Origin of the sequence: Microbacterium sp. LWO13-1.2 (genome assembly GCF_038397725.1) — a bacterium.
Classification (GTDB): Bacteria; Actinomycetota; Actinomycetes; order Actinomycetales; family Microbacteriaceae; genus Microbacterium.
In genome coordinates this window covers 2,144,507-2,165,622 of record NZ_CP151634.1, presented here as the reverse complement: position 1 = coordinate 2,165,622, position 21,116 = coordinate 2,144,507, and the positions used below count along the sequence as shown (strand labels likewise).

Annotated in this window: 18 protein-coding genes, 1 tRNA gene and 1 other RNA gene; 6 read left to right on the top strand and 14 right to left on the bottom strand. The window is 69.1% G+C overall.

The window, feature by feature from the left end:
• Positions 1–15: 15 nt before the first annotated feature.
• The 9 genes from recR to ffs form a co-directional block, all read right to left on the bottom strand.
• Positions 16–609 carry a recombination mediator RecR gene (gene recR / locus MRBLWO13_RS10160; RefSeq protein ID WP_102191756.1) on the bottom strand — a complete coding sequence of 198 codons (594 nt, stop codon included), beginning with the start codon at positions 607–609 and terminating at the stop codon, positions 16–18.
• Entirely contained in the window at positions 609–2,948 is a 2,340-nt protein-coding gene (locus tag MRBLWO13_RS10155) for a DNA polymerase III subunit gamma and tau (protein ID WP_341973855.1), read from the bottom strand. The genes recR and MRBLWO13_RS10155 overlap by 1 nt, the downstream gene beginning before the upstream one ends.
• A 69-nt stretch (positions 2,949–3,017) precedes the next feature.
• A complete protein-coding gene (locus MRBLWO13_RS10150; protein WP_341973854.1) occupies positions 3,018–5,498 on the bottom strand; it encodes a glycosyl hydrolase family 65 protein in 2,481 nt (826 codons plus the stop codon).
• A complete protein-coding gene (locus MRBLWO13_RS10145; protein ID WP_341973853.1) occupies positions 5,495–6,241 on the bottom strand; it encodes a beta-phosphoglucomutase family hydrolase in 747 nt (248 codons plus the stop codon). The genes MRBLWO13_RS10150 and MRBLWO13_RS10145 overlap by 4 nt, the downstream gene beginning before the upstream one ends.
• A 98-nt stretch (positions 6,242–6,339) precedes the next feature.
• Entirely contained in the window at positions 6,340–7,563 is a 1,224-nt protein-coding gene (locus MRBLWO13_RS10140; protein WP_341973852.1) for an acetate kinase, read from the bottom strand.
• The gene (gene pta / locus MRBLWO13_RS10135) at positions 7,560–9,680 is read right to left on the bottom strand and encodes a phosphate acetyltransferase (protein WP_341973851.1); all 2,121 of its coding nucleotides are present in this window, start codon (positions 9,678–9,680) and stop codon (positions 7,560–7,562) included. Before pta ends, MRBLWO13_RS10140 begins: the two co-directional genes overlap by 4 nt.
• Positions 9,681–9,689: 9 nt before the next feature.
• A complete protein-coding gene (locus MRBLWO13_RS10130) occupies positions 9,690–10,346 on the bottom strand; it encodes a hypothetical protein (protein WP_341973850.1) in 657 nt (218 codons plus the stop codon).
• A complete protein-coding gene (locus MRBLWO13_RS10125) occupies positions 10,343–10,939 on the bottom strand; it encodes a rhomboid family intramembrane serine protease (RefSeq protein ID WP_341973849.1) in 597 nt (198 codons plus the stop codon). Before MRBLWO13_RS10125 ends, MRBLWO13_RS10130 begins: the two co-directional genes overlap by 4 nt.
• Positions 10,940–10,980: 41 nt before the next feature.
• Positions 10,981–11,077: signal recognition particle sRNA small type (gene ffs, locus MRBLWO13_RS10120), an RNA gene on the bottom strand.
• 113 nt (positions 11,078–11,190) lie between these two features.
• Between ffs and MRBLWO13_RS10115 the strand changes: the two genes are divergently transcribed.
• The 3 genes from MRBLWO13_RS10115 to MRBLWO13_RS10105 are packed head-to-tail and all read left to right on the top strand — an operon-like array spanning position 11,191 to position 15,618.
• Positions 11,191–12,180: a MoxR family ATPase gene (locus MRBLWO13_RS10115; RefSeq protein ID WP_341973848.1), complete on the top strand. Its 990-nt coding sequence runs from the start codon at positions 11,191–11,193 to the stop codon at positions 12,178–12,180.
• A gap of 11 nt (positions 12,181–12,191) precedes the next feature.
• Positions 12,192–13,382 (top strand): DUF58 domain-containing protein, encoded by a 1,191-nt coding sequence (locus tag MRBLWO13_RS10110; RefSeq protein ID WP_341973847.1) that lies wholly within the window; start codon positions 12,192–12,194, stop codon positions 13,380–13,382.
• Positions 13,369–15,618, top strand: a complete 2,250-nt coding sequence (locus MRBLWO13_RS10105) for a DUF3488 and transglutaminase-like domain-containing protein (protein ID WP_341973846.1) — start codon at positions 13,369–13,371, stop codon at positions 15,616–15,618. Before MRBLWO13_RS10110 ends, MRBLWO13_RS10105 begins: the two co-directional genes overlap by 14 nt.
• Positions 15,619–15,621: 3 nt before the next feature.
• On the opposite strand, the gene MRBLWO13_RS10100 is transcribed toward MRBLWO13_RS10105, so the two are convergent.
• Together MRBLWO13_RS10100 and MRBLWO13_RS10095 are read right to left on the bottom strand one after the other, a co-directional pair.
• A complete protein-coding gene (locus MRBLWO13_RS10100) occupies positions 15,622–16,515 on the bottom strand; it encodes a rhodanese-related sulfurtransferase (protein ID WP_341973845.1) in 894 nt (297 codons plus the stop codon).
• Between the two features lie 9 nt (positions 16,516–16,524).
• Complete coding sequence (locus tag MRBLWO13_RS10095; RefSeq protein ID WP_341973844.1) at positions 16,525–17,253, bottom strand: DeoR/GlpR family DNA-binding transcription regulator; 729 nt, start codon at positions 17,251–17,253, stop codon at positions 16,525–16,527.
• Between the two features lie 56 nt (positions 17,254–17,309).
• Between MRBLWO13_RS10095 and MRBLWO13_RS10090 the strand changes: the two genes are divergently transcribed.
• From MRBLWO13_RS10090 to MRBLWO13_RS10080, 3 genes are all read left to right on the top strand, one after another.
• Positions 17,310–17,666 (top strand): DUF4406 domain-containing protein, encoded by a 357-nt coding sequence (locus tag MRBLWO13_RS10090; RefSeq protein WP_341973843.1) that lies wholly within the window; start codon positions 17,310–17,312, stop codon positions 17,664–17,666.
• Positions 17,667–17,717: 51 nt separating this feature from the next.
• Positions 17,718–17,805 (top strand) — tRNA-Ser (locus MRBLWO13_RS10085).
• A gap of 84 nt (positions 17,806–17,889) precedes the next feature.
• A complete protein-coding gene (locus MRBLWO13_RS10080) occupies positions 17,890–18,351 on the top strand; it encodes an anthrone oxygenase family protein (RefSeq protein ID WP_341973842.1) in 462 nt (153 codons plus the stop codon).
• A gap of 14 nt (positions 18,352–18,365) precedes the next feature.
• Here the strand turns inward: MRBLWO13_RS10080 and MRBLWO13_RS10075 are convergent, their stop codons facing one another.
• The 3 genes from MRBLWO13_RS10075 to MRBLWO13_RS10065 are packed head-to-tail and all read right to left on the bottom strand — an operon-like array spanning position 18,366 to position 20,886.
• On the bottom strand, positions 18,366–18,968 hold the full coding sequence (locus MRBLWO13_RS10075; RefSeq protein ID WP_341973841.1) for a GNAT family N-acetyltransferase: 603 nt from the start codon (positions 18,966–18,968) through the stop codon (positions 18,366–18,368).
• A 9-nt stretch (positions 18,969–18,977) separates the two neighbouring features.
• Positions 18,978–19,625: a phosphatase PAP2 family protein gene (locus MRBLWO13_RS10070; RefSeq protein ID WP_341973840.1), complete on the bottom strand. Its 648-nt coding sequence runs from the start codon at positions 19,623–19,625 to the stop codon at positions 18,978–18,980.
• 31 nt (positions 19,626–19,656) lie between these two features.
• Positions 19,657–20,886, bottom strand: a complete 1,230-nt coding sequence (locus MRBLWO13_RS10065; RefSeq protein WP_341978347.1) for a multidrug effflux MFS transporter — start codon at positions 20,884–20,886, stop codon at positions 19,657–19,659.
• Positions 20,887–21,116: the final 230 nt, after the last annotated feature.

The following is a 21,116-nucleotide window of genomic DNA, read 5'->3' as shown; positions in this document are numbered from 1 at the left end:
GCAATAGACCCACGTTCACAGCACGCGCCGCCCTTCGAAGGCTCGCCCGAGAGTGACTTCGTCGGCGTACTCGAGATCGCCGCCGACCGGGAGGCCGGAGGCCAACCGAGAAACGGTGATCTGCATCGTGGTGAGCAGACGGCTGAGATAGCTCGCCGTCGCCTCGCCTTCGAGGTTCGGGTTGGTGGCGAGGATGACTTCCTGCACCGTGCCGTCGGCGAGGCGCGTCATCAGCTGGGCGATGCGCAGATCATCGGGGCCGATTCCGGCGATCGGACTGATCACGCCGCCGAGCACGTGGTACAGCCCCCGGAACTCACGGGTGCGTTCGATCGCCGCGACGTCTTTCGCGTCTTCGACCACGCAGATCAGAGCCGGGTTGCGTCGCGGATCGCGGCAGATCGCGCAGCGCTCCTGCTCGGCGACGTTTCCGCAGATCTCGCAGAAGCGCACCCGGATGCGCACCTCGGTGAGCAGTTCGGACAACCGGGCGACGTCGAACGTCGGAGTCTGCAGGATGTGGAACGCGATGCGCTGCGCGGACTTCGGGCCGATGCCGGGGAGGCGCCCGAACTCGTCGATGAGTTCCTGAACGATGCCGTCGTACATCAGGCGAACCTCGTCGGCGGCTCGTAGGGCTCTTCGCGCACGAACGTGGCGCCGAGCACCTGGCGGATCACGGCCTCGCCGTAGCGCTGCACGCCACCGGCGACCGGGCTGCGGTCGGAGATGACCGGCGCCGGCCTGGCCGGCTGCACCTGCCGAGCGGGCGGTGCGTCCTGAGTGGGCGCCTGTGCTGCCGCTGGTCGGGCAGGCGCGGCCTGTGTCGACGCCGGCGGCTCGTAGGAGGGGTCGTATGGCGGCTCGTCGTCGAAGTACGGCACGTCATCGTCGCCCGGAAGCGGCGGCTCATCGGAGTCGATCGCGCCGTCGACCGGCGAGGGGACAGCGGATGCGGCGGCCTCGACCTCGGCCGGCTCCTCGTCGACGGGCAGCTGCGGCGCCGGGGGTGCCACGGTGACCGGAGCTTCGACGGTGGTCGGGATCGGGGCGACCGCCCATTCCGTCACCGACGGCGCCGACGCGCCGCGGGACTGCGGTCGGGATGACGAAGCGGATGCCGCAGACGGCCTTCCCGCGGAGTCGGAGTCCCTCGCTTCGGGAGCATTCCCCGCCTCGGCATTCGCAGCAGCGGTTGAACCGGTGGATCCGGCTGCCCCGGTGGAACCGACTCTCGCAGGCTCCGAAGCATCAGCGGAACCCGCATCGCCCTGAGGGCGTGCCGTCGGCGTGTCGGCAGAGCCCTGACGAGCCGCGGCCCCGGTCGGAAGCGGCGCCGGCAGATACTTCACGCGCACGCCCAGTTCCTGCTCGATCGCCGTGCGCAGGTGATCGGACGGACCGGATCCGGGGACCGAACCCTTGAACTTCGCGACGTCATGCTGACTGGTGAACCCCAGCGTAAGCACTTCGGAGTCGGTGCCGTACGCCAACGGCTGCACGGCGGTGGCGAGCAGCCACGATGTGCGACTGATGCTCTCCAGCCGGGTGAGCACCGCGGGCCAGACGGCGGTGACCCGCTCGTACGTGACCGGCCCGGTCGGGACGGAGGTCGCCGCAGCGGGGGCCTCGGTCGGCGCATCCGCCGGATAGCTGTGTTCTGTCTCGCTCGCTGCAGTCGTCGGCGTGCTGACCGCGGGGGCTGACGGCGCCGAGGAGACCGGGGATGCGGGCGCCGCCGACACAGCCGGGGCCGGGACTGCCCGCTGCGTCACCGGAGCCGGAGCCTGCTGAACCGCCGCATCGGCAGTGGCGCCGGCATCCGCTGTTCCTGCGCTGGCGAGCACGCGAGCGACCATGAGTTCGAGGTGGAGGCGCGGCGAGGTCGCCCCGGACATGTCGTCGAGGGCGGCGCTGACGAGGTCGGCGGTTCGAGACAGCCGTGCCGCACCGAACGCGGACGCCTGCGCCCGCATCCGCTCCAGCACGTCCTCGGTGATGCCGCGGAGCACCGCCGATGCGCCGGGGCCTACGGCCGCGATGACGATGAGGTCGCGCAGCCGCTCGAGCAGGTCGTCGACGAAGCGCCGCGGGTCCTGCCCGGTCTGCACCACTCGGTCGATCGCCGGGAAGGCAGCAGCCGCGTCTGCGGCCGCGAGAGCGTCGACGATCTCGTCAAGCAGTGCCGCGTGCGTATAGCCGAGCAGCGCCACCGCGCGCTCGTAGCCGACCGTGACGGTCGCCGACCCGGCCGGCGCGTCCGAGCCGGCGATGAGCTGATCGAGCAGCGACAACGTGTCTCGCGGCGATCCGCCACCGGCGCGGACGACGAGCGGCAGCACGCCCTGTTCGACGATCACGCCCTCTTCGCCGCAGAGCTTCGCGACGTACTCGAGCATGGCCGCCGGAGGCACCAGCCGGAACGGATAGTGGTGGGTGCGCGAACGGATGGTGCCGAGCACCTTCTCGGGCTCGGTCGTCGCGAAGATGAACTTCACGTGCTCCGGCGGCTCTTCCACCAGCTTGAGGAGCGCATTGAACCCCTGCGGGGTCACCATGTGCGCCTCGTCGAGGATGAAGATCTTGTAGCGATCGCGACTGGGGGCGAACGTCGCACGCTCGCGGAGGTCTCTCGCGTCATCGACGCCATTGTGGCTGGCGGCGTCGATCTCGACCACGTCGAGCGATCCCCCACCGGCACGGGAAAGCTCCACACAGCTCGGGCAGGTTCCGCATGGCACGTCGGTCGGGCCCTCGGCGCAGTTCAGACAGCGGGCGAGAATACGCGCAGACGTCGTCTTTCCGCATCCGCGTGGACCGGAGAAGAGGTAGGCATGCCCGACCCGGTCGCCGCGGAGTGCGGTCATCAGCGGCTCGGTCACCTGCGACTGCCCGATCATCTCGCCGAAGGATTCGGGCCGGTAGCGGCGGTAGAGGGCTGTGGTCACCACAACAGCCTACGGCGTGCCGGGGACACTGCGGTGGGCTCCGTTCGTCGCACCGCAGTGTCCGGCCCGTCAGTCGATCTGTTGGATGATCGGGATCGCCGTCGTGATCACCGGAACGGATGCCGAGAGCTGCGTCCCGTCGTCCCGTCGCGCGCCGGCGAAACGGCGCAGCGTCGGCCGTCCGGGGATCAGCGGTCCCTGATCCGCGAGAGCGACGAGGGCATCGGCTCCGACCGATGCCGTGTACGCAACACCGCGTACCGTGAACTCGACCGGTTGTCCCGCTCGCACCTCGACACGCAGTTCGTCGCGTGTCACCGTGATCTGCAGCACCGCCCCCTGCCATTGCATCGGGAACGACAGCGATGGCCAGTCCGCCGGAAGGCGCGGGTCGAAGCTGAGCTCGCCCGCGTGATCCCGCATCCCGCCGAAGCCGGACACCAGCGCCGTCCACACGCCGCCGGCCGACGCCACGTGCACGCCGTCGGCCGCGTTGTGGTGCAGATCTCCGAGGTCGACGAAGATCGACTGCGCGAAGTACTCCTTGGCGAGATCCTGGTAGCCGACCTCCGCCGCCAGGATCGACTGCACCACCGCGGACAGCGTGGAATCGCCGGTGGTCAGCGGATCGTAGTACTCGAAGTCGGCGAGTTTCTCGTCGGGGGTGAAGTGGTTGCCCTGTAGGAACAGCGCGAGCACCACGTCGGCCTGCTTGAGCACCTGGAACCGGTAGATCACCAGCGGGTGGAAGTGCAGCAGCAGCGGATGCTGCTCCTTCGGAGTGTGCTCCAGATCCCAGAGCTCGCGTTCCAGGAACAGCGAGTCCTGCGGATGGATGCCGAGGCTCTCGCTGAACGGGATGAACATGGCCTCGGCGGCGCGGTCCCAGGCATCCGGCTCCTCCGGCGCCACATCGGTGCGATCCACCAGCGCGGCGTACGCGGCCGGGTCGTTCTCGGCGATCTCCCGCACCACCCGTGCGGCATAGCGGAGGTTGTACCGCGCCATGACGTTCGTGAAGAGGTTGTCGTTGACGACCGTCGTGTACTCGTCAGGACCGGTGACGCCGTGGATGTGGAAGGTCTCGATGCCTTCGTTGGTGCGCCAGAACCCGAGCGTCGCCCACAGCCGCGCGGTCTCCACCGCGATGTCGGCGCCCTCCCGCCGGAGGAACTCCTCATCACCGGTCGCACGGACGTACTTGCCGAGCGCGAAGCTCACGTCGGCGTTGATGTGGTACTGCGCGGTGCCGGCCGCGTAGTACGCGGAGGCCTCCTCGCCGTTGATGGTCCGCCACGGGAAGAGCGCTCCGGCCTCGTTCAGCTGCGCGGCGCGACGGCGCGCGGCTGGAAGCATCAGGACACGGGCACGCAGGGCGTTCCTGGCCCACTGCGGCGAGGTGTAGGTGAGGAACGGGAGCACATAGATCTCGGTGTCCCAGAAGTAGTGGCCGCTGTAGCCGGAGCCGGACAGCCCCTTGGCCGGCACGCCGTTGCCGTCGGCGCGCGCCGACGCCTGGGCGAGCTGCAGGAGGCACCAGCGGGTGGCCTGCTGCAGGTCGTCGTGACCGCCGATCTGCACATCGCTGCGCTCCCAGAACGCCGCCAGCCAGTCGGCCTGCTTGCGGAACTGCGCCTCGACGCCCTCCACCGCCGCCCGGTCGAGCGTGCGACGGCAACGGTCGACGAGCTCACGAGCCGGCACGCCGCGGGATGTGTGATAGCTGACGAGCTTCGTGAGCCGAATCGGGATGCCTGCCTTGGCCTGCACCCGGAACACGTTCTTGGCGGTGTCCGCCTCACTGAGCTGGCGGGCGCTGTACTCGTTGTCCGTCTCGATGACGTGGTCGGCGACGACCGCGACGGTCATCCCCGAGTCGGCGACCTCGTACGAGAGGACGGAGCGCAGTCCGTCCTGCCAGTACTCCTCCGGCTCCAGCACGCGGTTGGCGATGCGCTCCGCCTTGCGCGGATCGAATCCGGTCTTCTGCGCCGCAGCCGGAGTGCCGGAGTAGACACCGGCGCCGTCCTGACGGTTCAGCAGCTGGCAGCTGATCGTGACCGGCGCGTCGGAATTCTCCACGACGACCTCGAGCCGCAGGATCGCCAGATGCCGCTCCTCGAAGCTGACGAGGCGCTCATCCCTGATGCGCACGCGCTTGCCGGACGGCGTCTCCCAGACCACGAGCCGCTCCAGCACGCCGGTGCGCATGTCGAGGGTGCGCCGGTACTCGCGCACATCCGCCTCGTCGAACGAGATGGGTTCGTCATCGACGTACACCCGCATGATTTTGGCGTCCGGCGCGTTGACGATCGTCTGACCGACCTCGGCGAACCCGTAGGCCTGCTCGGCGTGCCGGATCGGCCAGGTCTCGTGCAGCCCGTTGATGAACGTGCCGTGCTCGTGCGCTCCACGGCCCTCGATGTGGTTGCCGCGCAGGCCGAGATAGCCGTTGCCTACGGAGAACAGCGTCTCGCCGACGCCCTCCTCGGAATAGCGCGTCTCGATGAGACGCCACGGGTCGACGGGGAAGTGGTCGCGGTCGATCATGCGGTCTCCGTGGGTTCGGTGATGAGCTGGGCGAGGTCGTCGACGATACAGGTGGCGCCGGCGGCGCGCAGGGCGTCAGCGCCCGCTCCCCTGTCGACGCCGACGACAGTGGCGAATCCGGCGGCGGCAGCGGATGCCGCCCCCGAGGTCGCATCCTCGACGGCGACGCTCGTTGCCGGGTCGACACCGAGAGCACGCGCGCCCTCGCGAAACATGTCAGGGGCGGGCTTGGATGCCAGGCCGTCCCGCTCGGCGACGACCCCGTCCACCACGACGGTGAAGAAGTCGCGGATGCCGGCGGCGGCGAGCACCTCTTCGGCGTTCTTCGAGCTCGACACGACGCCGAGAGGCAGCCCGGCGGCGCGCAGAGACTCGATCAGGGCGAGAGAGCCGGGGAACGGTGCGATACCGGTGCTGCGGAGGGATGCCGCGAAGGCGGCGTTCTTGCGATTGCCGATGCCGCAGATGGTCTCGGCTTCGGGCGGATCCTCGATCTCACCCCACGGCACCTCGATGTTGCGACTGTGCAGCAGGCTCGCGACGCCGTCATAGCGCTTCTTGCCGTCAACGAAGTCGAAGTAGTCGGCATCGGTGTACGGCGGCTCGATGTTCCAGCGTGCGAAGACCTCGTCGAAGACCGTCTTCCACGCGCTCATGTGGACCTCGGCGGTGGGCGTCAGCACGCCGTCGAGATCGAAGAGCACGCCGGCCGCGGTCAGCAAGTCAGGCAGGGTTTCGGGCACGAGAACCTCCGGGAGAAGGGCGAGGGGTACGGCACCTCGGCGTGCCTCCGTGCCAGCGTAGTGCGGGCTCGGCATCCAGGTAACCCCCGCGCCGGGGCTCAGAGCAGTTCAGCGGTCTGGCGGGCGATCTGCAGCTCTTCGTTCGTCGGCACGACGAGGACGACGACGGAGGAGGCGTCGGTGGAGATGCGCCGGATGCCCCGCTCGCGGGCCTCGTTCCGGGCGGCATCGATCTCGATACCAGCGAAGCCCAGCGTCGACATCGATTCCGCGCGCACACGCGCGGCGTTCTCCCCGACCCCTGCCGTGAACGAGATGACATCCACGCCGCCGAGTTGCGCGATGTACGCCCCGGCGTAGGCGCGCAGTCGGTGGATGTAGACATCGAACGCGAGTGTCGATGCCGCCTCACCCGCGTCCACCCCGGCGAGGATGTCACGCATGTCGCTGTGTCCGGCGAGCCCCAGCAGACCGCTGTGCTTGTTGAGCAGGGTGTCGAGATCGTCGATCGTGTAACCGGCGGTCCTGGCGATGTGCATCAGTGCGGCCGCATCGATATCGCCGGAGCGAGTGCCCATGACCAGACCCTCCAGCGGCGTCAGCCCCATCGATGTCTCCACCGACCGCCCGCCATCGACGGCCGTGACCGAGGCGCCGTTGCCGAGGTGGAACACGATCTGCTTCAACGATCCGAGATCGCGGCCGAGGAACGCCGCGGCCGCCTCGCTCACGTACTGATGGCTCGTGCCGTGGAAGCCGTAGCGGCGCACCTGATGGTCTGCGGCGAGCGCGGCATCGATCGCGTAGGTGTAGGCCGCCGGCGCCAGCGTCTGATGGAACGCGGTGTCGAACACGGCCACGTGCGGCACGGTGTCGAACACGGCGCGCGCGGCGACGATCCCGGCGAGGTTGGCCGGGTTGTGCAGCGGTGCGAGGACCGACAGCTCCTCGATCTCGTTCTCGACGTCCTGCGTGATCAGTGTCGGCGCGACGAAGCGCGATCCTCCGTGCACGACGCGGTGGCCGACGGCGACGGGCGGATGCTCGACGAGCGACGGCCCGTGTGCGGCGAACTGCTCCAGCATCACCGCGAACGCGCGATCGTGGTCGGCGATCGGCAGCTCGCTCTTGTACGTGGCGTCGAGCATCGTGGGAGCGGGCTCGCCGGGTGCTGCGAACTGCCGCACCGTGTGCATCACCGCGCTGATGTCCTGGCCGATCCGCTCGATGAGACCGCCGGCCAGTTCACGCTCGCGCGCGACGTCGATGAGACTGTATTTCAGCGACGAGGACCCGCTGTTGATGACGAGGATCGCACTCATGCGCCGGCATCCACTCCCTGAGCCTGGATCGCAGTGATCGCGACCGTGTTCACGATGTCGTCGACCAAGGCACCGCGTGAGAGGTCGTTGATCGGCTTGTTCAGCCCCTGCAGGACCGGACCGATCGCCACCGCGCCGGCGGAGCGCTGCACCGCCTTGTAGGTGTTGTTGCCGGTGTTGAGATCGGGGAACACGAACACGGTCGCTCGCCCGGCCACGGCCGACCCCGGCAGCTTGGCCGCGGCCACCGCCGCATCCGCCGCCGCGTCGTACTGGATCGGCCCTTCGACTGGGAGCTCCGGATCCCGCTCCCGCACCAGGGCCGTCGCTTCGCGAACCTTGTCGACGTCCGCGCCGGAGCCCGACTCCCCCGTCGAGTAGGACAGCATGGCGACGCGCGGCTCGATGCCGAACTGGCGGGCGGTCGCCGCCGAGGAGATCGCGATGTCCGCGAGTTGCGCGCTGGTCGGGTCCGGGATCACGGCGCAGTCGCCGTAGACGAGCACCCGGTCGGCGAGCGCCATCAGGAACACGCTGGAGACGACGTTCACCCCCGGCTTCGTCTTGATGATCTCGAACGACGGGCGGATCGTGTGGGCCGTGGTGTGCGCGGCTCCGGAGACCATGCCGTCGGCGAGGCCGAGATGCACCATCATCGTTCCGAAGTACGAGACGTCGGTGACCGTGTCCGCCGCCTGCGCGAGCGTGATGCCCTTGTGGGCCCGCAGCCGCGCATACTCCGTGGCGAAGCGCTCGACGAGTTCGGCGTCGAACGGGCTGAGGATCTGGGCGGCGGTGAGGTCGAGACCCAGCGCGGTGGCGCGTGCGCGGATCTCGGACTCGTCGCCCAGGATCGTGAGATCGGCGACCTCCCTGGCCAGCAGGGTGGCTGCCGCCTTGAGGATGCGATCGTCGTCGCCCTCGGGCAGGACGATGCGCTTGCGCTCTGCGCGGGCGCGCTCGATGAGGCCGTACTCGAACATCAGCGGAGTGACGACGCGGGATTCCGCGAGGCCGAGCTGGGTGGTGAGCTCGGTGATGTCGACGTGCGTCTGGAAGAGCCCCAGCGCTGTGTCGTAGCGGCGGCGGGAGTCGACGCTGACGCGCCCTCTCGTGCCCATGACCCGCAGGGTCGTCTCGTACGTGCCGAGATCGGTCGCGATGATCGCGACCGCGGAGGCGAAGCCGTCGATGAGCCGATCAATGGGCTCCGGCAGCGGGAACGGCCCGTTCAGGATGATTCCGGACACGCGCGGGAAGGTGCCGGATGCGTGCGCCAGCAGCGTCGCGAGGAGCACCTCGGTGCGGTCGGCCGGGATCACCACGACGGCATCCTCGGTGAGACGAGGGAGCACGTTGACCATCGACATCCCGGCGACGACGACACTGAGCACCTCGCGACCGAGCAGTTCGGGGTCGCCCTTGAGGAGCCGGCCGCCGACGGCCGTGAGGATGCCGCTCATCGACGGAGCGATGAGGCTGCGATCCTCCGGGATCGCCCAGACGGGAGTCGCTGCGGTCGATGCGGATCGCAGGGTCTCGATCGTCCGGTCCATCGCGTCGGGGTCGGCGCGGTTGACGACGAGTGCGAACAGTTCCGCACGCTCCTCGCCGAGTTCGGCGATCGCGAGCCCCGCGATCTGACCGATCGCCTCCGGGGTGCGCGCGGTGGTGGTGCCGAGCTGTTCTCCCTGGCGCTGCTGATCGCGACCGCTGAGCACGAGCAGTACCGGGGCACCGAGGTTCGCAGCGATCCTGGCGTTGTATCCGAGCTCCGCGGGACTGGCGACATCGGTGTAATCGCTGCCGACGATGACGACGGCGTCGCACTGCGCCTCGACCGCCTTGAACCGCGACACGATCGTGGACAGGGCGCGATCCGGGTCCTCGCGCACATCGTCGTAGGTGACGCCGACGCATTCGTCGTAGTCGAGCTGCACGCCGTCGTGTGCGAGCAGGAGCTCCAGCACATAGTCGCGTTCCTCGGCGGACCGGGCGATCGGGCGGAACACCCCCACTCTGGGGGTCACGCGCATCACCGCGTCGAGCACGCCGAGCGCGACGGTCGACTTGCCGCTGTGTCCTTCGGCCGAGGTGATGTAGATGCTCCGAGCCACGACTTCAGCTTATGCCGCGCACGGGCCGGACAACGCGACGACGACGGCCGTCGCATCCGCCGCGTACTGGGCGTAGTAGTCGGGGTCGGTGTTGATCTGCACACGGTGGATCGCGTGCGACGGCGCCATCTGCTGCCACCCTTCCAACCCGCCGAGGCGCGTGTAGAAGAGGGTGGCGGATGCGGCCGGGTCCATCCGGGTCTCGACGCTGCCCCACCAGTCCTGCTGCTGGAAGAGCCCGATGCTCGAGGTTCGCGTTCCGTCCGGGTTGCGGAAGCCGATGGTCTCCCAGTCGCCGTAGTCGATGTTGCGCAGACCGCTCTCACCCATGGCGGTCATCACCCCGATGATCTGCCCGTCGCGGCCGAATCCGAGACCCGATGCCGTCTGCATGATCGTGGCGGCGTTCTCGAGCTGCTCCCCCCGCCATCCCTCGATGCCGACTTCCGGGAACGTCCCCGAGTCCGCCGCGCAGACGGGTGCCGGATCCCGCGCGAGGCCGAACGGCACGAGCACCGCGAACCCGACGACCGCCACGACGATCGCCGCGGAGATGAGGATGCGCCGCAGCATCCGCCGTCGCCGGATCCGAAGAGCGGCCCGCCGCCGGGCGCCGGGCTTGCGCGTGCGCGCGCTGCTGCGCGATCTCGGACGCCGTGTGCTCATCCGGATCGGTCTCCGCGTCTGCGAGCGAGCGCAGCCAGCCCGCCACCGATTGCCCCGAACAGGTGCGCCTGCCAGGAGACGCCATCGCGCACGCCGACGACGCCGGCCAGCATCGAACCGCCGTAGAGCGCGATCACGATCAACGCGATCACGGCGTACAGCAACCGGTGCGGAATGCGACCGGGAGCGAACACCCTCATCACGACATAGCCGAAGTAGCCGAAGACGAGTCCGGACGCACCGACCGTCAGCGCGCCGGGCGCGTTGAGCAGCCAGGTGCCGATACCGCCGACGATCGCTACGGTCGCGGTCACCGCCCAGAAGCGTCCAGCGCCGTCCACCGCGACCAGACAGCCGAGCACGAGCAGCGGCACGGAGTTGGCGATCAGGTGCGCCCAATCGACGTGGAGCAGCGGACCCAGCGCGATACCGGCGAGACCGGAGACATCCCATGAGCGCACGCCGAACCCGGTGAACGAACCGGGCAGCACGGCATCAGCGAACTGGATGAGCCACATGGCGGCGAGGAGCACGACCGGCGATGCGAACCGACCGATCGGGTTCGAGCGCGGGGAGACGGCGGGGCTGGTCACGTCACGATCCTGGCAGTGCCGCCCCGGAGGACGCTGAAAAAGAAAGTGACCCTCCGCGCACCCAGCAGAGCCCGGTTACCCTTGCTGCGTTTCCGCCCTGGGGGAATTGGCCTGGATGCCGCCACGCGGAGAGCCGTCAACCATCTTACCGGAACCTCTGCGCTGCGAGCGCCCAGGAGACCGGACGACGACCGCTCGCGCGGGTTACGATCGATTCACGCGCATCGCAGCGCTCACGCGAGAGGGAACGCATGCCAGACACCGCCCCCCAGATCCCGGCTGAAATCAGCGCCGAGCAGTTCGCCGCGCAGACCTCCGCGATCCTCGGCTCCGTCGGAGCGGTGATCGATGGAAAACCGGATGCCGTGCGCAGCGCCCTCATCTGCCTGCTGGCCGAGGGGCACCTCCTCATCGAGGACGTCCCGGGGGTCGGCAAGACCATGCTCGCGCGGGCGCTGGCCGCCAGCGTGGATGCGACGGTGCGCCGCATCCAGTTCACCCCCGACCTGCTCCCCGGCGATGTCACCGGTGTCTCCGTCTACAACCCGGTCGACCGCGAGTTCGAGTTCAAGCGCGGTGCGATCTTCGCGCACATCGTCATCGCCGACGAGATCAACCGTTCCTCCCCCAAGACTCAGTCGGCCCTGCTCGAGGCGATGGAGGAGGGACAGGTCACCGTCGATGGGGATACGCATCCGCTGCCGCGGCCGTTCCTCGTCGTCGCCACGCAGAACCCGCTCGAGATGGAGGGAACGTACGCCCTGCCGGAAGCGCAGCGGGACCGCTTCATGATGCGGATCTCGATGGGGTATCCGGATGCCGCTGCCGAGGCGCTGATGCTGCGCCAGCGCGACGTCGTGAACCCGCTCGCCGCCGTGACCCCGGTGGCGGATGCGGCATCCATCAGCCTGCTCGTCGCGTGGGCACGGTCCGTGCACATCGCCCCGGCGCTCGAGGAGTACGCGGTCGCTCTCGCCCAGGCCACCAGGGTCGACCCGAGCCTGCATCTGGGGGCGAGCCCGCGTGCGACGCTGCAGCTCGTGCGGGCTGCCAAGGTCTGGGCTGCTCTGGACGGACGCGAATACGTGATCCCCGACGACCTCACCGCACTCCTCGTCCCGGTGTTCGCGCACCGCCTGCTGCCGGCCCGCGGCGCGCACCGCGCCGGCGCCCAGCCGGTCGAGGCGGCGCTCGCGCAGATCGTCGATCGGGTGCGAGTCCCGATCGCGGCCCGCTCCTGAGGAACGGAGAGATGCGACGACGGCGAACTCTCACCGGGCGAGGAGCGGGAGCTCTCCTCGCCGGCGTCGCCTGCGTGGTCCTCGCGAACGCCGTCGCGGCTCCGATCCTCCTCTACGTCGGGCTCCTGCTCTTCCTGCTCCCCGCACTCTCTTTCCTCGTGGTGCGGATTCCCCGGCGTACCGGCACCGTGGCACGGCAGATCTCCACCGACCTGATCACCGTCTCCGAGCTTTCCCGGGTGACCGTGCGTTTCAACCTGCGCGCCATCCGCATTCCGCACGGCCTCTGGCGTGACGTGCTGCCGGATGCCGTCGCCGGTGAGTCCGGCGGCGAGTACCCGCCGCGCAGCGGCCAGCTGAGCTACGTCATCACCGGAGTGCGGCGCGGTATCTGGCAGATCGGGCCCCTCATGCTGCGCACCGTCGATCCCTTCGGCCTCGCTCAGCGGGAGCAGGAGTTCGGCGAGACCCGGACGGTCACCGTGGTGCCGGAGGTCTTCACATTGGCACCGCTCACAGTCCGCGTCGGCGCCGCCGGCGGCACTGCGCACACCTCGTCGAGCAGGCTCGGACAGGGCAGCGACAATCTCTCGCCGCGCCATTACATCTCCGGCGACTCGATGCGCCGCATCCACTGGCGTGCCACCGCGCACCGAGGCCAGTTGATGGTGCGTCAGGAAGAGGAGGAGTCCAGTCCGGACGCGCTCGTCGTGCTCGATCGCAGCGCCGCCCGCTGGGATCGGCCAGGACACAGCGCCGACGCCCGATTCGAGACCGCGGTCTCGCTCTGCGCCTCCGCGGCGATCCACCTGGTTCAGGAGGGCTACAGCGTCGACGTGATCGACAGCGCGGGGAACGTGCTGGGCGAGCTGCGCGGGCACGAGGACGATCGCGACGGGCTCCTCGTGGCGCTCGCGATGGTCACGCCGCGCGGGGATTCCCGCGACCTCCCGACGCTCATCGGCGGCACCCCTCCCGGCCCGCTCGTGTACATCACCGGGCGGATCGATGAAGAGGACGCCGCGCTGCTGCGGCCCTCAGGGGCGGCGGCGGCCATGCTGTTCGCCACGGAAGCCCAGCCCGGTGCGATGGCGGCCGCCACCGCACACGGCTGGTCGACGGCAGAACTCGGCGAGGACATCGCCGACGCCTGGGAGGACGCACTGCCCCAGCGACCCGGAGTCGGCGATGCGCCGGTCTGAGCGGGTGGACCCGGCCGTCGGCGCGGCGACGTGGCGTCGGGACGAGGAGACCCCGCCCCGGCGACTGGCGCCCGGTGCACTCGCCGCTGCGGCCGGATTCGTCGCGCTGTGGCCGTTCACCTCGGTGATCGAACCGGGCGCGTGGTCTTTCGCCGTCACAGCGGTGATCTTCGTGACGGCGCTCACCGGAATCGGCATGCGGACACTGCTGCAGCGCCGACCCGAATGGGTGCGGGAGCTCGTGCCGCTCTTCGCCCAGATCGTCGCCGCGATCGGCACCGTCACTCTGCTGGTCGCCGGGGACACCGCAGTCTTCGGCGTCGTTCCGACCCCGAGCACCTGGTCGGTGTTCGGCTCACTCGCGGCCGGCGCGTGGGAGGAGATCGCCTACGGATCGGCGCCGCTGAACGCCACGCCGGGGTTGCAGCTGGTGCTGGCCGGCGGCTTCGCGGTGCTCGCGATCCTGCTCGACCAGCTCGTCGCGCATCGGAACGCCCTGCTCGCCGGCCTCCTCGCGGCCGTCGTCGGCGCGCTGCCGATGATCGTCACCGTCAGCGGCGCCAACGTCGTCTGGTTCGTGATGCTCGGCGTGCTGATGCTCGTCCTTTTCGGCTACACCGCGCGGCAGGATCCGGACGCGCCCGCCCGGTCCGCACCCGCGATCACCGCCGGGATCGGCGTCATCGCGTTGACCGCTACCATCATGATCGCGCCGGGGCTGCCCGTATCGGCGAGCTGGGCCGGCTCGGGCGTCGGCATCACCGTCAACGCATCATTGAATCTCGGCGACGATCTGCGCCGTCCGACGCCGGTCGAGGTGCTGACGGTCGCAGCCGAAGGCGAGGTCGCCCCCTACCTGCGACTCGCCACCCTCTCGCAATTCGACGGCCGCGTCTGGAACCCTGATGAATCCGAGCTGCAGGAGCAGTCGGACGGCTTCGGGGACCCCGACTGGACCGAGGAGATCGAGAGCGAGAGCCGGCGCACGTCGATCCGGATTCTGCGGATGTCGAGTGCGTGGCTTCCGGTTCCGTACGCCGCGACCAGAATCCAGGGCGCGCCCTCATCGTGGATGGTGATGCCCGGGAATCGCACCGTCGTCTCCGATCGAGGCGACGCCGTCGGCAACGACTACACCGTGACCTCGGTTTCCGTCACCCCGACCCTCGAGCAGATCCAGGCGGCATCAGCGGCACCGCCTCTTGAGACGGACGAGACGCCGGTGGAGCTGCCCGCGGCGATCGGCGACCTGGCGGCAGAGGTGACGGCCGGCGCCGGCTCCGACTACGACCGACTCATCGCCCTGCAGACGTGGTTCCGCAGCACCTTCAGCTACTCCCTGGAGACGCCCGTCGAGGAGGAGTTCGACGGAACCGGCGCTGACGCCGTCGCGCGGTTCCTGGAGGTGCGTTCCGGGTACTGCATCCACTTCGCGGGCGCCTTCGCCCTGATGGCTGAAGAGCTGGGGATGCAGGTGCGCATCGTCGTCGGCTACCTTCCCGGTCTGCTCACGGATCAGGAGCGCGGCGAGGAGTCGGTGTTCTCCGTGACGAGCGACCAGCTGCACTCCTGGCCGGAGGTGTATTTCGAGGGCATCGGCTGGGTGCCGTTCGAGCCGACCGCATCCCTGGGCGTGCCGACCCGGTTCGAGCCGGCGACCACCACGGGACCGGGGGCAGGAGGACCTGCCTCGCCGGCGCCGACGACGTCGCCGGGCGCGACGGCGACGAACGGCCCGGACCTCGAGCGCAACGATGCCGGCGACAGCGCGGGGACGACCGGGCCTCTGCGACAGCTCGACCCGACGCCGATCATGCTCGGCATCGTCACGATCGTGCTGATCCTGCTGCTCCCGGCGCTGATCCGGCGCACACGTCGCGCCATCCGCCGACGGCGCGCGCGCGACGGCGACGCGATGGCGGCTTGGTCCGAACTGCGAGACACCTTGCTGGACCTGCGGGTCGCGGTGTCGGATGCCGACACTCCACGGGTGCGCGGAGCGGCCCTCGTGCGCGAGCGAGGCGCGGACCCCGACGCCGTGAAGCGGCTCACGGATGCCGTCGAGCAGACGAGCTATGCCCGCGGCGGAGCGGAGGTCGGTGACCTCTCGGTGCCGCTCACCACGATCCTCGGCGACCTGCAGCGGAGCGTGGATCATCGAACCCGGCTGACCGCCGTGATGATCCCGCGGTCATTGTTCGCGGGGCGCAGTGCGGATGCTCCCCTGCTCGCGTAGCCCTCACGCCGCGGCGTGCTCCTGGCAGGGCACCGCTGCGCACGTCTCGCACACGACGAACTGCACGCGGCACGAGAGGTCAGGGCAGTTCGCCGTGCGTTTGGTGGGCGTCGAGCAGCCGACGCACTCTCCGATGACCGCGGCGTGGTCCGAGAAATCGACCGAACCGCGCTTGTCGAACACGTAGAGCGAGCCCTCCCACAGTCCGTCGTCTCCGAATCGCTCCCCGTAGCGGACGATGCCGCCCTCCAGCTGGTAGATCTCGCCGAAGCCGCGGGACGCCATCAAGCTGGACAGCACCTCGCAGCGGATGCCGCCGGTGCAGTACGTGACGACCGGCTTGCCCTTGAGATCGTCGTACGCCCCGGAATCGAGCAGGCTGACGAAGTCGCGGGTCGTGTCGGTGTCCGGGACGATCGCGTTCTTGAAGCGCCCGATCTGCGCCTCGAGCGCGTTGCGGCCGTCGAAGAACACGACGTCGTCGCCGCGCTCCGCCACGAGGTCGTGGAGTGCGTCGGGGGTCAGCCGCGTTCCGCCGCCGACGACGCCGTGTGCGTCCACCCGCAGCTCACCGGGCGCCCCGAAGGAGACGATCTCGTCGCGGACCTTCACGCTGAGCTTCGGGAAGTCGAGGCTGAGACCGGCCGCGTCGAGTCCCGTGCCCTCGCTCCATTTGATGTCGGCGTCCTTGAACGGCGCGTAGGCGCGGAACGACCGCACCCACTTCTTCAGCGCGAGCAGGTCACCGCCGAGGGTGCCGTTGACGCCGTCCTTCGAGATGATGAGGCGACCGCGCAGCCCGAGCGCCTCGCCGAGATCGCGCTGCCAGAGACGGATCGCCTCGGGGTCGGTGAGCGGCGTGAAGGCATAGAAAAGCACGATCTTCGGGGTGGCCACCCTGAGATTTTACGCGGGGATCAGCTGCGCGATGAGCGGATCGTCATCCTCCGGGTCGACGATGATCCCGGCGATCTCGCCGAAACCGAGAACCGGGAACCGCGATGCCGCACCGATCTTCTCCTCGCTGGCCAGGACGAGCACCTCTGTGCTCCGTGCGGCGAGAGCTCGCTTCGTCGCGGCATCGTCGATGCTGCCGGTCGTCAATCCGTGGAGGGGGTCGATCCCGGACACCCCCATGAAGAAGATGTCGGCGCCGAGATGCGCGATCGCCTCGAGCGCAAGGGCTCCGCCCGACGCCATCGAGTGCCGGGTGAGCTCCCCACCGACCAGGATGATCCTGGCGTCCGAATGCTCCGCCACCGCGAGTGCCACGGCGGGACTCGGCGTGATCACCGTCAGCGCCGCGTCGTTCGGGAGCATCCGCGCCATGGCGAGGGTCGTCGTGCCGGCGTCGAGGATGATCGTGGAAGCGGGGCGGATATGAGCGACCGCTGCCCTCGCCACCCGCTCCTTGCTCTCCGTCGCGATGTCCTGGCGCTGCGCCACCGGGCGCTCCGCAATCGGGACGGCACCGCCGTAGACGCGGACGCACGCCCCGATCGCCGCGAGTTCGCGAAGGTCGCGACGGATGGAGTCTTCCGAGACGCCGAGCTCAGTCGCCGCATCCTTCGCGACGACCCGACCGTCGCGAGCGAGCAGCCCGAGCAGATGTTCCTTGCGCTGCACACTCAGCATTCCGACTCCTTCACGTTTATTTACGTTTCTGCACGGTTAACGTTACAGTCTTCGGTATGACGAAACCACTCCTCATTCTCATCGCCGGACCCTACCGCTCCGGCACCGACGGCGATCCCGAAGCGATCGCACGCAACCTCGAGCGCCTCGAGGCCGCCGCAGCTCCCCTCCACCGGCTGGGACATGTCCCGATGATCGGCGAATGGGTCGCCCTCCCGGTGCTCCGCGGGCTGGACTCCGCCGAAGCCGCGCACAGCGATGTCATGTACGACGTGGCCGCGCGCCTGCTGCAGCACTGCGACGCGGTGCTGCGCCTCCCCGGCGATTCGACGGGTGCCGACAACGACGTCGCCATCGCCCGCGAGCGCGGCCTGCCCGTCTACTTCTCGATCGACGAGGTTCCGGCCGGATAGCACCTGTCACGCGGCACCCGGCCGATCGGATAGGATGGACAGGTTGTTCCTGGTGACGTGTCCGAGCGGCCGAAGGAGCACGCTTGGAAAGCGTGTGTTGTGCAAGCAACCGCGGGTTCGAATCCCGCCGTCACCGCCAATGACTGAACCCCCGGTAAGCGAGAGCTTCCGGGGGTTTTCTCATGCAAGGCCGCATCCCGATGCTCGCCCTATGCTGATTCCCGTGATCAGCATCGCCCTCGTCCTGACGTTCGTCTCGCTCGTGCTCGCCGCATCGCTCGCCGGTCTCTTCTTCGCGTTCTCCATGTCGGTGATCGGCGGCTTGAACGAGCTGGGGGCGGATGCCGCATCCGCAGCGATGCGCAGCATCAACCGCCGCATCCTGAACCCCTGGCTGTTCCTGACGTTCCTCGGCACCCCTCTGAGCGCACTCGCGGCCGGGATCATGACGACCATCGCGGGCAGGGACGGCTTCTGGCTCTACCTCGCTGCCGGTGTCAGCTTCGTCGGCTCGTTCCTCGTCACCGCGGCGGTCAACGTCCCCATGAACAACGCGCTCGAGGCGGGCACGCTCTCGTGGTCCGACTACGCGCCGCGCTGGACAGCGTGGAACACGTTCCGAACCCTGGCGTCGCTGGCGGTGGTCGCTCTCCTGGGAGTGGCGCTGTTCCTCTGGCGGGGCTGAGCCCTCCGGATGACTCAGCCGCCGAAACGCACGCCGTAACTCTGCGCGCCCGGGCCCTCGGGCAGACGCTCCATCCCGAGGCGCTCGTAGAACGCGGCAGCGCCGGTGTTGTTCGGATCCATGCCGAGGTGCAGGCCCGTCACTCCCCGACGTCGCAGCTCGGCGAAGAGTGTTTCGACGAGCAGGCGCCCCAGTCCCTGACCCTGGGTCTCGGGAAGCAGGTCGATATGCAGATGCGCCGGGTAGTCCACGGCATGCACGTCGTCGCCCGGAGCACGACTGTAGGCGGACTCGACCATCCGGTCCTCGCGGGTGATGACCTCCCCGGGCCGCGGATACCGCTGCGCCCGCTGCGGCCACCACTCATCGCGGAACCATTGCGCGAAGGCATCCGTGTCGTCCGTCGCGACGATGTAACCGATCGCGCGTCCGTCTTCGGCCTCGACGACCCAGGCGAGATCAGGGTGACGCTCGACGTAGGGAACAGCGTAGACGTCGCCCCACAGCTCATCGTTCGAGAGGATGCCCGTCGCATCCGCGCCGGCGTCCGCCGTCCGCACGCAGATGTCGTACATCGCGGCGCGATCTGCGGGTCGATACGGACGGATGCGAGACAAGAGGACTCCTCAGGAAGAGCGGGCGGCCTTCCAGCCTATCGGCGGATCGGACTGCGGCCTCCGGCCCTGCACCCAGTCGCCGAGCAGGGCGGCCAGCATCAGCACGACCCCGGCCCCGGCCAGCGCCCCGCCGAGCGTGTCCGTCGCCCAGTGCACGGAGAGCAGGGTGCGCGAGTACGCCATCCCGAGGACCCAGAGTGCGCCGAGGACGATCGTCCAGACCCGAGGGAAGATCACGCAGATCACGACAGCGATGGTCGCCGCGTTCGCGACGTGCCCCGAAGGGAATGAACCGTAATCGGAGGCCACGAGCATGTCATCGGGTCGGGCCCGCCCGAACAACTGCTTGAGCCCCTGCACCGCCCCGGCACTGAGCAGGAAGGCGAGAGCCGCGAAAACCGCCGATCGCCAGCGACGCGTCAGCAGCAGCACCGCGATCACCAGCAGCGGCACCAGCAGGATCGCGATCCAACCGCCGCCGATCCGGTTCGTCAGGTGGGCGAAACCCAGCAGCCAGGGCACTCTCTGATCGGCGACCACCGAGTTCCACCAGCGATCGATCGCCGGAGTATCCGCGAATCCCAGTACGACGATCGCCCCCAGCACCGTCGCCGCTACGAGACAACCGACCCCCCACCACAGCATTCGCCTGTTCATCGTCCCATTCTGGCCGACGTCACCTGGAAGGTCAGGGCGTGAGCATCCCCACCGTGCGCGGACGCACGATCAGCCACAGCGCGAGGATCGCGATCACTGCGCACCCGACCATCACCGAGGCCATGGTGGTCGCGGTGATGCCGGCATCGTGCGAGATCCAGCCGACGACCGGTGAGATGAGTCCGGCGACGCCGAAGTTCGCCGCGCCCAGGATCGAGGCAGCCGTGCCTGCCGCCTTGCCGTGTCGATCCAGCGCCAGCACCTGCACGTTCGGGAACGTGAAACCGCATGCCGTCATGAACACGAACAGCGGCACGACCGTGCCCCAGAGCCCCAGGCCGATCTGATCGGTCACGATGATCGCGGATCCGGCGAGGAGAAGCACGACGGTGGACACCGCCAGCACCCACTGCGGTCCGAAGCGGGTCGCAAGCCGGGAGGCGATCTGAACACCGATGACCAGGCCGAGCGAATTCGCGGCGAACAGGAGCCCGTACTGCTGCGGATCGAGCTGGTGCGTCTGCTGGAAGAGGAAGGGGGATGCCGAAAGGTAGGAGAACAGACCCGAGAACGTCATCCCGCCGATGATCAGCACGCCGATGAAGACCCGGTCGGACAGCACCGAACGGTAACGCTGCAGCACCGTCGCGCCGCCACGCTCCTGCCGGCGCGCTGCCGGGAGGGTCTCTGGGATGAAGATGATCGCGGAGAGCAGCATCACGATGCCGTAGACGGCGAGCACGACGAAGATCCCGCGCCACGGCATCAGCGTGAGCAGCCACGATCCGATCAGCGGAGCGACCACGGGGGCGACCCCCGAGACGAGCGCGAGCCGCGAGAGCATCACGACGAGCCGGCGTCCGCCGAACAGGTCTCGCACGATGGCCATCGCCACCACACCACCCGCCGCGGCTCCGATGCCCATCAGTACGCGCGTCGCGCTCAGCAGGCCGAGATCCGGGGCGAACGCCGCCGCGAGGCTGGCGAGCACGTGCAGCGCCGTGACCGCGATCAACGGGACACGGCGACCGACCTTGTCGCTGAGCGGGCCGACGACGAGCTGACCGATCGCGAAACCGATCATCGTGCCGGTGAGGGTCAGTTGGATCGCACCTGCCGTGGTGTTGAAGTCCTCTTCCAGCACCGGGAACGCGGGCAGATACAGGTCGATCGTGAAAGGGCCGAGCGCGGTGAGGGCGCCGAGCAGGATGATGTAGAGGACCCGGCGCGCCGTCGGGATCGAATCCCCGGGGTGCAGCATGACCGGCGCCGTGGCCGGGTTCGACCCGAGGGTGCGGATCGCGCCGGTCGGCGTCGAGGTGCGGATGCTGCCGGTCGCGGTGCGTTCGGTCGGCGTGGGATCAGTGTGCGGAGCGTCGGGCACGACGGTCCTTCCGGAGTTCAGGTGGCGGGATATCGTTCGAATCGATTCGATTGGCGAAGCATCCATGCTACCGCCCGCGACCACCGGGCGATGCCCGCCGGGGCGCC

What these genes read in the sequence shown, in the direction of transcription:
- MRBLWO13_RS10140 (WP_341973852.1), bottom strand. Translation starts at nt 7,563, where the DNA reads ATGAGTGCGATCCTCGTCATCAACAGCGGGTCCTCGTCGCTGAAATAC.
- MRBLWO13_RS10065 (WP_341978347.1), bottom strand. Translation starts at nt 20,886, where the DNA reads ATGCTGCACCCCGGGGATTCGATCCCGACGGCGCGCCGGGTCCTCTAC.
- MRBLWO13_RS10090 (WP_341973843.1), top strand. Translation starts at nt 17,310, where the DNA reads ATGACGAAACCACTCCTCATTCTCATCGCCGGACCCTACCGCTCCGGC.
- MRBLWO13_RS10150 (WP_341973854.1), bottom strand. Translation starts at nt 5,498, where the DNA reads ATGATCGACCGCGACCACTTCCCCGTCGACCCGTGGCGTCTCATCGAG.
- MRBLWO13_RS10130 (WP_341973850.1), bottom strand. Translation starts at nt 10,346, where the DNA reads ATGAGCACACGGCGTCCGAGATCGCGCAGCAGCGCGCGCACGCGCAAG.
- MRBLWO13_RS10115 (WP_341973848.1), top strand. Translation starts at nt 11,191, where the DNA reads ATGCCAGACACCGCCCCCCAGATCCCGGCTGAAATCAGCGCCGAGCAG.
- MRBLWO13_RS10070 (WP_341973840.1), bottom strand. Translation starts at nt 19,625, where the DNA reads ATGAACAGGCGAATGCTGTGGTGGGGGGTCGGTTGTCTCGTAGCGGCG.
- MRBLWO13_RS10110 (WP_341973847.1), top strand. Translation starts at nt 12,192, where the DNA reads ATGCGACGACGGCGAACTCTCACCGGGCGAGGAGCGGGAGCTCTCCTC.
- MRBLWO13_RS10105 (WP_341973846.1), top strand. Translation starts at nt 13,369, where the DNA reads ATGCGCCGGTCTGAGCGGGTGGACCCGGCCGTCGGCGCGGCGACGTGG.
- MRBLWO13_RS10095 (WP_341973844.1), bottom strand. Translation starts at nt 17,253, where the DNA reads ATGCTGAGTGTGCAGCGCAAGGAACATCTGCTCGGGCTGCTCGCTCGC.
- recR (WP_102191756.1), bottom strand. Translation starts at nt 609, where the DNA reads ATGTACGACGGCATCGTTCAGGAACTCATCGACGAGTTCGGGCGCCTC.